Annotated in this window: 12 protein-coding genes; 7 read left to right on the forward strand and 5 right to left on the reverse strand. The window is 68.3% G+C overall.

The features are described from left to right. Window positions 1-8 precede the first annotated feature (8 nt). Together ACW173_RS18205 and ACW173_RS18210 are read left to right on the forward strand one after the other, a co-directional pair. Window positions 9-3,128 (forward strand): sugar-binding domain-containing protein, encoded by a 3,120-nt coding sequence (locus tag ACW173_RS18205; RefSeq protein WP_492081499.1) that lies wholly within the window; start codon window positions 9-11, stop codon window positions 3,126-3,128. A gap of 27 nt (window positions 3,129-3,155) precedes the next feature. Continuing rightward, complete coding sequence (locus ACW173_RS18210; RefSeq protein ID WP_492081500.1) at window positions 3,156-4,385, forward strand: pectate lyase family protein; 1,230 nt, start codon at window positions 3,156-3,158, stop codon at window positions 4,383-4,385. Here ACW173_RS18210 and ACW173_RS18215 read toward each other — a convergent pair. Beyond that, window positions 4,382-4,738, reverse strand: a complete 357-nt coding sequence (locus ACW173_RS18215) for a nuclear transport factor 2 family protein (protein ID WP_492081501.1) — start codon at window positions 4,736-4,738, stop codon at window positions 4,382-4,384. The two genes, ACW173_RS18210 and ACW173_RS18215, sit on opposite strands and share 4 nt — an antisense overlap. A gap of 153 nt (window positions 4,739-4,891) precedes the next feature. On the opposite strand from ACW173_RS18215, the gene ACW173_RS18220 reads away from it, so the two are divergent. After that, window positions 4,892-6,532 carry an NAD(P)/FAD-dependent oxidoreductase gene (locus ACW173_RS18220; RefSeq protein WP_492081502.1) on the forward strand — a complete coding sequence of 547 codons (1,641 nt, stop codon included), beginning with the start codon at window positions 4,892-4,894 and terminating at the stop codon, window positions 6,530-6,532. A 35-nt stretch (window positions 6,533-6,567) separates the two neighbouring features. Continuing rightward, entirely contained in the window at window positions 6,568-7,218 is a 651-nt protein-coding gene (locus ACW173_RS18225; protein ID WP_492081503.1) for an NIPSNAP family protein, read from the forward strand. On the opposite strand, the gene ACW173_RS18230 is transcribed toward ACW173_RS18225, so the two are convergent. The 4 genes from ACW173_RS18230 to ACW173_RS18245 all read right to left on the reverse strand — a co-directional run bounded on the left by ACW173_RS18230 (window position 7,215) and on the right by ACW173_RS18245 (window position 11,286). Beyond that, window positions 7,215-8,156 (reverse strand): IS481 family transposase, encoded by a 942-nt coding sequence (locus ACW173_RS18230; RefSeq protein WP_492081504.1) that lies wholly within the window; start codon window positions 8,154-8,156, stop codon window positions 7,215-7,217. The two genes, ACW173_RS18225 and ACW173_RS18230, sit on opposite strands and share 4 nt — an antisense overlap. A gap of 87 nt (window positions 8,157-8,243) precedes the next feature. Then, window positions 8,244-9,314: an alkene reductase gene (locus ACW173_RS18235; protein WP_492081505.1), complete on the reverse strand. Its 1,071-nt coding sequence runs from the start codon at window positions 9,312-9,314 to the stop codon at window positions 8,244-8,246. A 128-nt stretch (window positions 9,315-9,442) separates the two neighbouring features. Beyond that, window positions 9,443-10,825 carry an FAD-containing oxidoreductase gene (locus tag ACW173_RS18240; RefSeq protein ID WP_492081506.1) on the reverse strand — a complete coding sequence of 461 codons (1,383 nt, stop codon included), beginning with the start codon at window positions 10,823-10,825 and terminating at the stop codon, window positions 9,443-9,445. After that, window positions 10,822-11,286, reverse strand: a complete 465-nt coding sequence (locus ACW173_RS18245) for a DUF4126 family protein (protein ID WP_492081507.1) — start codon at window positions 11,284-11,286, stop codon at window positions 10,822-10,824. The genes ACW173_RS18240 and ACW173_RS18245 overlap by 4 nt, the downstream gene beginning before the upstream one ends. A gap of 207 nt (window positions 11,287-11,493) precedes the next feature. On the opposite strand from ACW173_RS18245, the gene ACW173_RS18250 reads away from it, so the two are divergent. The 3 genes from ACW173_RS18250 (at window position 11,494) to ACW173_RS18260 (ending at window position 14,534) form a co-directional block, all read left to right on the forward strand. Continuing rightward, complete coding sequence (locus ACW173_RS18250; RefSeq protein ID WP_492081508.1) at window positions 11,494-12,066, forward strand: ANTAR domain-containing response regulator; 573 nt, start codon at window positions 11,494-11,496, stop codon at window positions 12,064-12,066. Continuing rightward, window positions 12,063-13,079 (forward strand): CmpA/NrtA family ABC transporter substrate-binding protein, encoded by a 1,017-nt coding sequence (locus tag ACW173_RS18255; RefSeq protein ID WP_492081509.1) that lies wholly within the window; start codon window positions 12,063-12,065, stop codon window positions 13,077-13,079. The genes ACW173_RS18250 and ACW173_RS18255 overlap by 4 nt, the downstream gene beginning before the upstream one ends. A gap of 234 nt (window positions 13,080-13,313) precedes the next feature. Continuing rightward, window positions 13,314-14,534: a nitrate/nitrite transporter gene (locus ACW173_RS18260; protein WP_492081510.1), complete on the forward strand. Its 1,221-nt coding sequence runs from the start codon at window positions 13,314-13,316 to the stop codon at window positions 14,532-14,534. Window positions 14,535-14,538: the final 4 nt, after the last annotated feature.

The following is a 14,538-nucleotide window of genomic DNA, read 5'->3' on the forward strand; positions in this document are numbered from 1 at the left end:
GTGACCCGATGCGTATCGACCGCCGCAGATTCCTGACCACCAGCCTGGGCGTCGCCGCCGCCACGGGTCTGACGCCGACCGCCAGCCTGGCCGCCGAGCCGTCCCTGGCCATTCCCGACGACGGCTGGCGCCTCTGGATCGACCGGGGCGCGGCCTGGAAGGACGACGTCATCCACCTGCCGGGGACGTTCGAGCTGGCCAAGCTGCCCGTGAACCCGCCGACCGGCGGTTGGAGCGCGCTGGCCTCGGGCGAGGCGATCACCGTCCAACTGCCGACCACGGTCGAGCAGCACTTCTGGGGCGCGTTCGGCACGCGGCCCTATGGCGCGGACGAGTACCGCTACGCCGAGGACGACGATGTTCCCAAGTACGGCGCCTACAAGGGCGTGTCGTGGTGGAGCCGCACCATCGACATCCCAGCCTCGGCCAAGGGGCAGCGGGTTTTCCTGAACATCCGTGGGGCACGGATGCGGGCCGAGGTGTTCCTGAACGAGCAGCTGGTCGGCTACTCGATCATGTCGGAGCTGCCGATCCACTGCGATCTATCCGAGGCGATGAAGCCCGGCGAGGCCAACCGCCTGTCGATCCGCGTCACCAATCCCGGCGGTCGTTTCGACTGGCGCGACGCCACCACCATGATGTGGGGCAAGCTGAAGTTCTTCGCCTCGCATGGCTTCGGCGGTCTCGATCGTGGCCTGACCCTGAGCGTCCACCCGCGCGCCGCGCGGATCGACGACGCCTGGGTGCTGAACACGCCGAACGCGCGCCAGGTCACCGGCTTCATGGAGGTGGTGCTCGACAAACCGGCGCCGAAGACAGGCCTGGATAGGTTGAAGAGCAAGGCCGCTGTCGAGCTCGTGGACGACGCCGGCGCGCCGGTCTCGGCCGCCGTCACGGTCGAGGCCGTCGAGGTGCTCGACGAACACCGCCTGAGGGTCCGCTTCACGGTCGCGGCCCCGAACGCCCAGATCTGGGACCTGAAGACTCCCGTCCTGCACCGCCTGCGGTTCCGGTGGGCCGAGGCCAAGGGCGCGGTCGACACGCGCGAGGTCCGCTTCGGCTTCCGCTGGTTCGGCGTCGACGGCGTCGGGACCGACGCGCTGTTGCGCCTGAACGGTCGTCGCGTGCGGCTCTATTCGGCGATCTCATGGGGCTATTGGGGCTTCAACGGCCTGTGGCCAACGCCCGAGCTGGCCAAGCGTGAGGTCACCTCGGCCCATGCCCTGGGCCTCAACGCGCTGCACTTCCACCGCAATGTCGGCAAGCCCGAGGTGTTCGACGCGATGGACGAGATGGGCCTGCTGCGGGTCATGGAGCCCGGCGGCGGTCGTCACGCCATCGGTCGCGATCTCAAGCCCGGCGAGAAGCTGTCGGAAGCGGATGCGTTCAGCCGCGATTTCCTGCTCGAGAAGTGTAAGACCATGGTCCGCGCGTTCCGCTCGCGGCCGTCGCTGGTGCAGTACACCCTGCAGAACGAGATCGGCGCGAACCTGGCCAATCCTGACGTGCAGATCGTCCTGAAGGCCATGCACGACCTGGACCCCAGCCGGGCGATGATCCTGAACGACGGCTTCGTCAAGCGCGGCGCGGCCCAGGCGATGTACCTGCCGTACAACGACCACTACTACCGCTCGGACGTCGAGCAGTGGGGCGGTTGGTGGGTCGAGCACCAGGGCGCTGGCGACCAGTGGTACGACCGCTTCTACAAGTCCAAGGACGACTACATCCACATGCAGAAGGGCAAGCCCTTCATCGTCGAGTTCGGCGAGATGCAGGGTTGCGCCACAGCCGACAACCACGAGGCCATGGTCGTCGAGATCCTAGCCAAGGGCGGTAAGAGCTACGACCTGCAGGACCACAAGGACATCGTCGCGGCGACCAACAGCTATATCGAGCGCTGGGGATTCAAGTCCGCGTTCCCGACTAGCGAGAAGCTGTGGTTGTCGGTCGGTCGCAAGGTCTACGAGTCCTGGCGCAACTACCTGGAGAACATCCGCCTGGGCGAGACCGTCGACGTCGCGGCGATCTCGGGCTGGGAGACGACCTCGATCGAGAACCACTCGGGCATCGTCGACGCGCTGCGCGGCTTCAAGGCCGATCCGACCCTGATGAGCCAGGCCCTACGGCCGGTCGTGGCGATCGCCAAGCCCCGGGCCCTGGCCTATGCGGCCGGCGAGACCGCCGAGCTGGATATCTGGTTCTTCAACGACACCGGCCAGGCCGCGACGGGCGACGTCGTGCTGAGCCTGGTCGGCGATGGCGGTCAGGTCCAGGAACTGGGCCGCTGGCCGGTCCCTGCCCAGACACCCGACCAGCTTAGCTACCTGCTGGCCGAGAGTTTCCGCACACCGGCCCTGACCCGCGCGGGGCTGAACACCTTGCGCGTGGCGTTCGGCGACGTGGTCTCGGACCGTGAGATCTGGGTGACGGCGGCCGCGGAGAAGCCCGCCAAGCCGGTCAGGATTGGTGTCTCGGGGATCGCCAAGAGCCTGCGCGAACAGCTCACGGCCCTGCCGAACGTCGTGATCGAGGACTTCAAGCCGGGCGCGCGGTACGCCGGCATCGTCGCCTCGGGCCTGAAGACCGACGAGATCATCCGCCGCCAGGTCGGGGAGCAGACCGGTCTCGAGGCCCAGCCCAAGAAGGGCGAGAAGCCGGTCGTGGTGCTGGGCGAACTGCCGCCCGAGGTGATGGCCGCCGCCAAGGCGGGCACGCCGCTGCTGGCCATGGTCCAGGAAGACGGCCTGGCCGACGGCGTCGCCAAGCAGCTCTCGGGCCTGGGCCTGTTCAGCTACGCCGGCCAGGTCGGTGGCCTGCGCGCGCCGTGGATGGGCAACTGGAACTATGTCCGCGCTCACTCCACCTTCGCCGGTCTGCCTGCCGACATGGCCATGAGCGTGCTGCACCAGGTCGAGGGCCAGCCTTCGAACGGGCTCGTCATCGAAGGAGACGACATCGAGGTCATCGCCGCCTACAGCCGCGACCACGATCGCAAGAACGGCGCGGCCAGCTTCGTCGTCCGCAAGGACAAGGCGCGGGTGCTGGTTCATCGCCTGCCGGACATGGTGGGGCCGCTGCAGCAGCGCTGGCTGGCCAACGCCGTCGCCTGGCTGGCGACCGGCGCCTAGAAAACAAGAAAGCAGGGAGGGGTTTCGATGATCACCCGACGCGACACGCTGCTGGCCGCCGCTTTGGCGGCGACGCCCGGCCTCGTCATGGCCGCGCCGCGCGAGGCGCCGTTCGAACGCCTGGGCTGGGCCGGCAAGACCCCCGGCGGCGACGGCGGCAAGGTCATCCGGGTCAAGACCCTGGCCGGCGGCGGGCCTGGTTCGCTGCGGGAGGCCATCGCCGCCAAGGGACCGCGCACGATCGTCTTCGACGTCGGCGGCGTGATCGACCTGGCCCGTCACAGCATCAAGGTCACCGAGCCCTTCCTGACCATCGCCGGCGAGACCGCGCCTTCGCCGGGCATCACCCTGATCAAGGGCAGCCTGGCCATCGAGAGCCACGACGTCATCGTCCGCCACATCCGCGTGCGGGCCGGCCGCGACGGCGCGGCCAGCAAGAGCGGCTGGGAGGTCGACGGCATCACTTGCTGGAGGGCCTACGACATCATCGTCGACCACTGCTCGGTCAGCTGGGCTACCGATGAAAATCTGTCGGCCTCGGGGCCACGCTTCACCGGCGGAGAGGAGCCGGCCAAGTGGCGCGACGGGACTTCGCACAGCATCACCTTCAGCAACAACATCGTCGCCGAGGGCCTGTCGAACGCCAGTCACGTGAAGGGCGAGCACTCCAAGGGCAGCCTGATCCACGACAACGCCTATGACGTGCTGATCGCCCGCAACCTCTATGCCCACAACCGCGAGCGCAACCAGCTGTTCAAGGGCGGGGTCGAGGCCGTGACAGTCAACAACTTCGTCTACGATCCGGGCACGCGCTGCATGCACTACGCCCTGAACGCCAGCGAGTGGGTCGGCCATCAGTGGCGCGTCGGCCAGCTGGCCATCGCCGGCAATGTCGTGAGGGGCGGGGCGTCGACGCGACCGGATCTGCCGTTCCTGATCGTCGAGGGGCAGGGCGATCTGGAGCTCTACGCCTTCGACAATCCGGCCCACTATGCCGATGGCGGCGAGATGCCGCCGGTGCGGATCCTCAACACCGACCCGTTCCCCAGGATCAAGCACTTGGCCAAGGCGCCGTTCTGGCCGGAAGGGCTGAAGCTGATGCCCTCCAGCCAGGTCGAGGCCTATGTGCTGGCCAATGCCGGCGCGCGGCCCTGGGACCGCGACGCCGTCGACCGCCGGATCGTCCGCGAGGTGAAGACCGGGACAGGCCGCGTGATCGACGACGAGCAGGAGGTCGGCGGCTATCCCAAGGCCTAGGCTGGGACCTTGTCGAGGAAGCCGGTGACGGCGCGCAGGCGGCCGTTCTCGACGACGCCGAAGTCGGTGCCCTCGACCAGGCTCTGGCCGTCCGGCCCCAGGGTCCACGAGAAGCGGATCTTGTCGCCATAGCCGTCAGGCTTGCCCGCCAGATTGAAGCGGAAGCCGGGGAACTGCTGGTGGACGCCGGCGATCAGGGTGTCGATCTGGGCGCGGCCTTCGCCGGTCATCATCGGGTCGACATAGCGGGCGTCCTCGGTCCACAGGGCGGCCAGCAGGTCGGCGCGACGCTCGGCGTCGGTTTCGTTCCAGCTGTCGACATAACGTTGGGCGATTTGGGCGGCGTCGGTCATGGCGGGTCTCCGTCTTGCAAAGCGCCTGGCGTCTCCAGGCCCGCTCTTGATGCCCTTGCCAGAGAGGCCGCGCGATTATGCGGCAGGTAAAGGCGGCGCCGCGACGTCTCGCCCGGATGGCGCGCGGGCCCAGTTCCGGCTAAGAGGCGCGCCATGCTGCGTATTTCGGAATTGAAGCTGCCGCTCGGCCACCCGCCGGAGGCCATGGCGCCGGCCATTGTCGAGCGCCTTGGGATCCCGCCCGAGGATCTGCTGAGCCACGTCGTCGCCCGTCGCGCTCACGACGCGCGTCGCAAGGCGGCGATCTTGATGGTCTATTCGGTGGATGTGGAGCTGCGCGACGAAGCCGCTGTGCTGGAGCGCTTCAAGGGCGACCACCATGTGCGCGTCACGCCCGATACCGACTATCGCTTCGTGGCCAAGGCGCCGGAGGGGTTCGACGGCCCACGTCCAGTCGTCATCGGCGCCGGTCCCTGCGGCCTGTTCGCCGGTCTGATCCTGGCCCAGATGGGCCTCAAGCCGATCATCGTCGATCGCGGCAAGGTCGTGCGCGAGCGGACCAAGGACACCTGGGGCCTGTGGCGCAAAAGCGAGCTGAACCCGGAGTCCAACGTCCAGTTCGGCGAGGGCGGAGCGGGGACCTTCTCGGACGGCAAGCTCTACAGCCAGATCAAGGATCCGCGCTTCCTGGGCCGCAAGGTGCTGGAGGAGTTCGTCAAGGCCGGCGCCCCGGAAGAGATCCTGACAGAAGCCCATCCGCACATCGGCACCTTCCGTCTGGTGCACATGGTCGAGCGGATGCGCGCGCTGATCGAGAGCCTGGGCGGCGAATACCGCTGGCAGCACAAGGTCGAGGACTTCGACATCGAGATCCGTGCCGACGGTTCGCGCCAACTGCGGGGCCTGCACATAGCTGGCGGCGACTATCTGCCGGCCGCGCATGTGGTCATGGCTCTGGGGCACAGCGCCCGCGACACCTTCGAAGTCCTGTACGAGCGCGGCGTCCACATCGAGGCCAAGCCGTTCTCGATCGGGGTGCGGATCGAGCATCCGCAGTCGTGGATGGACAAGGCCCGCTTCGGGACCTGCGCCGGCCACCCGGACCTGGGCGCGGCCGATTACAGCCTGTCGCACCACTGCAAGAACGGCCGCACGGTCTACAGCTTCTGCATGTGCCCGGGCGGCACGGTGGTCGCGGCGACGTCCGAGCCCGGCCGCGTCGTCACCAATGGCATGAGCCAGTATTCGCGCAACGAGCGGAACGCCAATTCCGGCTTCGTGGTCGGCATCGATCCCGAGCGTGACTATCCGGGCCATCCGCTGGCCGGCATCGAATTCCAGCGCAAGTGGGAGAGCTTGGCCTATGTGGCTGGCGGCTCGACCTACCAGGCGCCGGGCCAGAAGGTCGGCGACTTCATGGCCGGCCGGCCTTCGACGGAACTGGGCGAGGTGGCGCCGTCGTACAAGCCCGGCGTCACCCTGACGGACCTGTCCGCTTGTCTGCCGGACTTCGTGATCGAGGCCATGCGCGAGGCGCTGCCGGTCTTCGGCCGCCAGATCGCCGGCTACGACCATCCCGACGTACTGTTGACGGGGGTCGAAACGCGGACGTCATCTCCGATCCGGATCACCCGCGGCAAGGACTTCCAGAGCCTTAACACCCCCGGCCTCTTCCCGGCCGGCGAAGGCGCGGGTTATGCCGGCGGCATCCTCTCGGCGGCGGTGGATGGCATCAAGGTCGCCGAGGCCGTCGCGCAGGCCTACATCGCCAAGGGGCTGGCCGAAGCCTGCTGACAGGATCGGGCCTGGCGCCTGATCTAAGCGGGGCCATGAACACTGTCCTTGAGCTCCGCCAGTACAAGATCGTCCCTGGTCGCCGGGACGAGATGATCGATGTCTTCGAGCGCTGGTTCGTCGAGAGCCAGGAGGCCGAGGGCATGCGCCTGGTCGGCCAGTTCACCGACCGGGATGACCCGAACCGCTTTACCTGGATCCGCGGCTTTCCAAACATGGCGGCGCGGGAGCGATCGCTGAACGCCTTCTATTTCGGGCCCGTCTGGCAGGCGCATCGGGACGAGGCCAATCCGCTGCTGCTGGACAACGACAATGTCCTGCTGCTCAAGCCGCTGACGCCGGATCTGGCCTTCGCCGAAACTGACCGGCAGGAGCCGCCGGCGCCACCGAGCCCGGTCGTGGTGACTATCTTTTACCTCTGGAAGGATCCGGCCGAGGGCTTTGGCCGATTGTTCGCCGAGCGGGTCGCGGGGGCGGGCCTGCCAACCCTGGGCGTCTATGTTCCCGAAACAAGCGAAAACACCTTCCCGCGCTTGCCGGTTCGGCAGCACGAGAAGGTGCTCGTGTGGTTCTCTCGGGTAGAGGACAAGGCCTGGCTGGCCATTGACCCCGACATCGCCGACGCCCAGGAGCGCCCGGCCCAGGTGCTTCGCCTGGACCCGACGCCCCGGTCGAGGCTGCGCTAGGTGTCGTTTCCAAGAAGGTTGTTCACACGCTGCCAGGGGGTGAGGCCTTTGATGCCGGCGTGTGGACGCTTGAGGTTGTAGGCGTCCGTCCAGGGCTTGATGGCCTTGGCGCGGTCGTCCGAGCAGGCGTAGGGCCGGCCATAGGCCCACTCGCGCAGGCTGGTTTGGATGAAGCGCTCGGCCTTGCCGTTGGTGCGAGGGGTGTAGGGCCGGGTTCGCACGTGCCTGGCGCCGGCGGCCTGGAGGGCCTTGGCGAACAGCTTGGAGCGATAGGCCGAGCCGTTGTCGGTCATCACCCGCTGGACGGTGACGCCGTGGCGGGCGAGCCAGGCCAGGGCGCGTTGGAGGAAGGCGGTCGTATCGTGCTGGCCTTCGGACGGCAGGACCTCGGTATAGGCCAGGCGCGAGGCGTCATCGACGCAGACGTGCAGGAAGTCCCAGCCGGCCTTGCGCGAGCGGCCCAGGCGAGGGTCGCCGGTGACGCGGTGGCCCTGGGTGTTGAACTTGCCCAGCTTCTTGATGTCCAGGTGGATCATCTCGCCGGGCGCGGCGCGTTCGTAGCGGACGATCGGGACCTTCGGATCCAGGGCCGTCAGCTTGCCCAGGCCCAGTCGCCGCAGGATCAAGCCTACCGTCGAGCGGGCCAGGCCCAGGGCCTGGGCGATGGCCGGACCAGTCATCCGCTGGCGGCGCAGCACCCCGATCTGCTCGACCACCCCGGCCGGCGTCTTGCGCGGACATCGGCGCGGCGCCGAGCTGCGGTCGTGATGCCTTCGCTCGCCGCCCCGCCGATGCCGCTGCAGCCACTTGCTGGCCGTGCGCCGGGAAACACCCGAGGCCTCGGCGGCCCGCGCCACCGACCAGCCCTGGTGTTCGATGCGGAAAATCATCAGGGCTCGACCAACAGGCGTCAGCCGAGCATTCTTGTGCATGTTCATCCGGGGTCTCCCGGCTTGGAGGTTGGAGCGTCGCAACCCCAGCTTCTCAGCCCGACCCCGGGTGAACAACCTTCATAGCTTCGACAGCTAGGCGACTTCCGTCACCTGCTCCAGCGTGGGGTAGTCCGTGTAGCCTTCGGCGCCGGGGGCGTAGAAGGTGGCCGGGACCGGCGCGTTCAGCGGGGCGTTCTTCTGGAGACGCTCCACCAGGTCCGGGTTGGCGATATAGGCCTTGCCGAACATGACCGCGTCGGCCTTGCCGGCGTCGATCGCGGCGTTCGCGCTGGCCAAGTCGAACTTCTCGTTCGCGAAATACACGCCACCGAACGCGGCCTTGAGCGCCGGGCCGAGGCTGTCGGCGGCTTCATGCTCGCGGGTCGAGATGAAGGCGATCTTGCGCTCGCCCAGGGCCTTGGCGACATAGCCGAACGTGGACGGCAGGTCGCTGTCGCTGATGCCATGGCTGTCGGCGCGCGGCGCCAGGTGGACGCCGACGCGGCCGGCGCCGAATACCGAGACCACGGCGTCGGTCACGTCCAGCAGCAGGCGAGCGCGGTTCTCGATGGGGCCGCCGTACTGGTCGGTGCGCTGGTTGGCGCCGTCCTGCAGGAATTGATCGAGCAGATAGCCGTTGGCGCCATGGATCTGCACGCCGTCGAAGCCGGCGTCCTTGGCGTTCTGGGCGCCTTGGCGGAAGGCCTCGACCACGCCAGCGACCTCCTCGATCGTGAGGGCGCGGGGAGTGGGGTAGGGGCGCTCGGGACGCAGCAGGCTGACATGGCCGCTGGCGGCGATGGCGCTGGGGGCCACCGGCAGTTCGCCGTTCAGGTGCTCGGGGTCGGAGATCCGACCGACATGCCAGATCTGCATGAAGATGCGGCCGCCCTTGTCGTGCACGGCCTTGGTCACCTGCTTCCAGGCCTGGACCTGGTCCTTGGACCAGATGCCCGGTACGCCGGCGTAGCCAACGCCCTGCGGCGTGACCGGCACGCCTTCGGTGATCAGCAGGCCCGCCGAGGCGCGCTGGCCGTAATACTCGGCCATCAGAGCGTTGGGGGTGTGGGTCGGACCAGCGCGCAGCCGGGTCAGCGGCGCCATCACGACGCGGTTGGGAAGGATCAAGTCGCCGACGCGCAGCGGGTCGAACAGGTTGGTCATCGCGGTTTCCGTAAGAACGGGCGCCAACCCTCCGTCGGCGTCTGCGCAGCTATCTGGGGATGGCGCCGCTTATCGCAACCGCAACAGGATCTATTTCGTCTGATAGCGGCCCGGCCAAAATCTGAGGTCTAAGCCGGCTTAAGGTCCTGCAGCATCGTTGGGATCAGCTCGGACACCGTCGGGTGGATATGCACCGCCCGCGAGATCACCGTGTAAGGCGCCTTGGCGTACATCAGGTCAATCATGCCGTGGACGGCTTCGTCGCCGTTCAGACCCAGGATCGCCGCGCCGAGGATCTGCTTGGTCTCGGCGTCCACCACCACCTTCATGAAGCCTTGCGTCTCGCCCTTTTCGACGGCGCGGCCGACGCGGGTCATCGGGCGTTTGCCGACCAGCAGCGGACGGCCGGTCGCCTTGGCCTCGGCCTCGGTCATGCCGACCCGGCCCAGGGGCGGATCGACGAATAGACCGTAGCAAGAGATGCGGTCGCTGACCTTGCGAGGATCATCGTCGAGCAGGTTCGCGGCGATGATCTCGAAGTCGTTGTAGGCCGTGTGGGTGAATGCGCCTTTGCCGTTGCAGTCTCCCATCGCCCAGACACCCGGGACATTGGTGCGCAGCTGGTCGTCGACGACGACGTAGCCACGCTTGTCGGTCTCGATCCCGGCGGCGGCCAGGTTCAGGTCGTCTGTGTTGGGCTTGCGACCCACGGCCAGCAGCACGTGCGAGCCGGTCACCTGCGGCGCGCCGTCCTCGCAGGTGACGTGGACGCGGACGCCGCCCTCGTGCGGCGCGAAGCTGATGCACTCGGAGTTGAGGCGGACGGCGATGCCCTCGGCCTCCAGTATCTCGCGGATCGTGTCCGACACCTCCGGATCCTCGCGACCGATCAGGCGCGGCCCCATCTCGACCACCGTGACCTGGCTGCCGAAGCGGCGGAACATCTGGGCGAACTCCAGCCCGATATAGCTGCCGCCGACGATGACTAGGTGCTCGGGCAGGGTATCGAGCTGCATCATGCCGACATTGGTTAGGTACTGGATGTCGCCGACGCCCGGCATGTCCGGCACGTTGGCGCGACCGCCGACGTTCAGAAAGATCTTCGGCGCGGTCAGCAGATCGTCGCCGACGCGGACGGTGTCAGCGCTCTCGAAGCGAGCGTGGCCCTGGATCACCGTCATGCCGGGCATGCCGCGCAGCCACGTCTCGACATTGCCGCGCGCGTTGCGGACGACCGTCTGCTGGCGTTCCTTGACCCGCTTCATGTCGACGCCGACCGGACCTGGGATCTCGACACCGTAGTCGGCGGCGCGGCGGGCCAGATGGGCGGCATAGGCGCTGGCGACCAGGGTCTTGGTCGGCATGCAGCCGGTGTTGACGCAGGTCCCGCCGAAATCCTTGCGTTCGATCAGCGCCACCGTCTGGCCGGCGGTGGTCAGGCGGCCGGCCAGCGACGGGCCGGCCTGGCCCGCGCCGATGATGATGGCGTCGAACGCGCGCGGAGCGGTCATCGGGCCAGGGCTACGATCAGCAGGGCGCCGCCGACGGCGATGGCGTCCTCGATGAAGGCCGCCGGGGCGTCCTTGCCGAACTTCGCGGCCAGGCGGCCTCGCAGTTCGGCGCCGCCCAGCGTGCCGAGCACCGCGCCGACCGCGCCGATGATGGCGCCGCGCAGCCAGTGGCCGCTGGGCATCATCAGGGCCGCGCCGCTGAAGGCGCCGGTCAGCACGCGCGTGCCGAACTGGACGGGCGCCTTGCGGCTGGGCGTCTTGGGAAGCTGGTCGCCGACCAATTCCAGAACGGCCAACACGGTCAGGACGCCGACCGCGATCCAGCCGCTCAGCCAAGCCAGCGGAAAGCCCGCCAGCGGCAGCCAGCCCAGTCGGGCGGCCCAGGCGACAGCGGCCGGAGCCGTCATGGCGCGCAGGCCGGCGATCACGCCGATCAGCAAGGCGAGCAGATAGAGGGTCATGAATGGCTCCGCTTGGTCTTCGCGCCGATCTGGCGCGTTCACGCAGGGCAACGCAAGGTCGATCGACGGTCTTGCACGTTCTCATCGCATTGGGGAGGCGCCCAAGGAATAATCGCCGACGCCCGCTTTTTGGGCGAACCCCAGCGCCGGCGCCCTTGGAAGGGGAAAGTTCCCCCGTGCCGGCCGGCGCCGCTTAGGACAAGGGCGATGCGGGTGCTCGTCATTGATCCAGATACCGCGCGCGCCGCCCTCGTGGCCGAGGGGCTGGAGGGCGTGCAGCCGCTCGAGGTGCGTCGCTCGGCGGTCTATGACGAGGTCGAGGTCCTGGCCTTCGCGCCGGACGTGGTGGTGATCGCCGCCGAGAGCCCCGACCGCGACACCCTCGACAGCCTCAAGGACTATGGCCATGGGCGACCGGTGGTGATGTTCGTCGACCGCTCCGAGCCGGGCCTGGCCGAACAGGCGGTGCGCGCCGGCGTGGCGGCCTATGTCGTCGACGGACTGGCGCCCAATCGTGTGCGCTCGATCCTCGACGTGGCCATGAGCCGCTTCGCCTTGACCCAGCAGCTGCGGGGCGACTTGGCCAAGGCGAAGGCCGATCTCGAATCCCGCAAGACCGTCGAGCGCGCCAAGGGCCTGCTGATGAAGGAGCGTGGCCTGGACGAGGACGGCGCGTATCGGCTGTTGCGCAAGCTGGCCATGGACCGGGGCAAGCCGATCGGCGCGATCGCCGCCGACCTGCTGGCCTTCGCCGGCGTGCTGAAGGGGGATGCGTCGTGAGCGGGCTTTCCGACGTGAAGCTGGGCTTCATCCCGCTGACCGACTGCGCGCCGCTGGCGGTGGCCCAGGCGCTCGGCTTCTTCGAGGAAGAGGGGCTGGCGGTCGAACTGGTCCGCGAAGGCTCCTGGGCCACGATCCGCGACAAGGTCGCGGTCGGCGCCCTGGACGGCGCCCACATGCTGGCGCCGATGGCGCTGGCGGCCCAGGGCGCGATCCTGGCGCCGCTGGCCCTGAACCGAAACGGCAGCGCGATCACGGTCTCGACGGCTCTGGCCGAAGCCATGGCGGTCGGCGGTGCGGCGGATTTGGCGACGGTCATCGCGGCGCGAAAGGCGAGCGGGGAGGGGCTGCTGACCTTCGCCATGGTCTTCCCGCACTCGATGCACAACTTCTTCCTGCGCGATTGGCTGGCGCGAGGCGGCGTCGATCCCGATCAAGACGTCCGTATCGTGGTCATCCCGCCGCCGCGCATGGTCGAGCGGATGCGGGCCGGCGAGGTCGACGGCTTCTGTGTCGGCGCGCCCTGGAACGCCGTCGCCGAGGCCGAAGGTGTCGGGCGCATGCTGATCACCGCCTCGCAGTTCTGGCCGGGCGGGCCGGATAAGGTGCTGGGCGTCACGGCCGACTTGGAAGCCCAGCGGCCCGACGACCTGCGCGCCTGCCTGCGGGCCGTGATCCGTGGCGCGGCCTGGGCGGATGATCCCGACAACCGCATGGCGCTGATCGAGTTGCTGGCGCGACCGGATCGGATCGACGCCGCGCCAGCCGCCATCGCGCGGGCGCTGGAGTCCGAGATCGTCTTCCACCGTGACGCCGCCGGCCTGCCGCGTCGCGAGCACGGCCTGTGGTTCCTGTCGCAGATGGAGCGTTGGGGGCAGCTCGACGCGGCCGCCGATCCGCAAGGCTTGGTCGACCGGGTCTACCGGCCCGACCTCTATCGCGAGGCCGCGTTGTCGCTCGGCTTGCTGGAAGCGCTGGCCTTCGCCGACCCCGCCAGCCCTGTTCCGGCCTGATCTGCACATTTCCAGGGCGTCGCCGGCGCCCGTTTGCTGAGCAAGCGTGCGCCGCACACTTCCTGACGCCGCGGCGCGGCATTGGCCGTGACATGAAGCCCGGCGCGGGTCTCACATAGGTTCAAGGCCTCCGAACAACGGCGTTCGCGGCTGCCAGAGGACCGCTCGGATGCGGTCAACCGTCCGGGGCGATGACGTCCCGCTCTCGCAGACACGCAAACATCCGAGGCCGTCATGATCTCCCGCGACTTCCTGAAGGCCGGCCATGCGCCGACCCTGTTCGCAGCGTTCCTGTATTTCGATCTCAGCTTCATGGTCTGGGTGATCCTGGGCCCGCTGGGCGTGGCCATCGCCAAGGACTTCCACCTGGATCCGGCCCAGAAGGGCCTGATGGTCGCTATTCCTGTCCTTGCCGGCGCGGTGCTGCGCCTGGTCAATGGCGTGCTGGTCGACCGGATCGGGCCGAAGAAGACTGGCATGGTGGGCCAGATGATCGTGCTCACGGGTTTGGTCCTGGCCTGGGCGGTCGGCATCCACAACTACCACCAGGTCCTGGCCCTTGGCGTCATCCTGGGCGTGGCCGGCGCCTCCTTCGCGGTCGCCCTGCCGCTGGCCTCGCGCTGGTATCCGCAAGAGTATCAGGGGCTGGCCCTGGGCATCGCCGGCGCCGGCAATTCCGGCACGGCCCTGGCGGCATTGTTCGCGCCGGCCCTGGCCAAGATGTTCGGCTGGCAGAACGTGATCGGCCTGGCCGCCATCCCGCTGGCGGTGGCCTTCGTGGTCTACATGCTGTTGGCCAAGGACGCGCCGGAACAGCCGGCTCCCAAGAAGATGACCGAATATCTCGACGTCCTGAAGGTTCCGGACGCCTGGTGGCTGATGCTGCTGTACGGCGTGACCTTTGGCGGCTTCGTCGGCCTGGCCTCGTCGCTGACGATGTACTTCAACTCGGAATACGGCCTGGACCCGGTGATCGCTGGCTTCTTCACCGCCGCCTGCGTTTTCGCCGGCTCGTTCATCCGTCCGGTGGGCGGGGCCCTAGCCGACAAGTTCGGCGGCGTGCGCACCCTGAGCTTCGTCTACGTCCTGGCCGCTCTGGGCCTGGCCACGGCCAGCTTCCAGCTGCCCACCGCCTGGTTCGCCCTGGCCGCGCTGATGTTCTCGATGCTGGCCCTGGGCGCGGGCAATGGCGCGGTGTTCCAGCTGGCGCCGCAGCGGTTCCGCAAGGAGATCGGCGTGATGACCGGCCTGATCGGCATGACCGGCGGCATCGGCGGCTTCTACCTGGCCTCGACCCTGGGCATGGCCAAGAAGATGACCGGCTCCTACCAGTCCGGCTTCCTCGGCTTCGCCCTGCTGGCGCTGTTCGCCTTCGTGGCCCTGTTCAGCCTCAAGGCCCGCTGGCGCGCCATCTGGCCGACCCTGCAAGGCGACGCCGCCAGCATCCGCGTCTGACCCC

Source organism: Caulobacter sp. ALps2 (assembly GCF_058681635.1).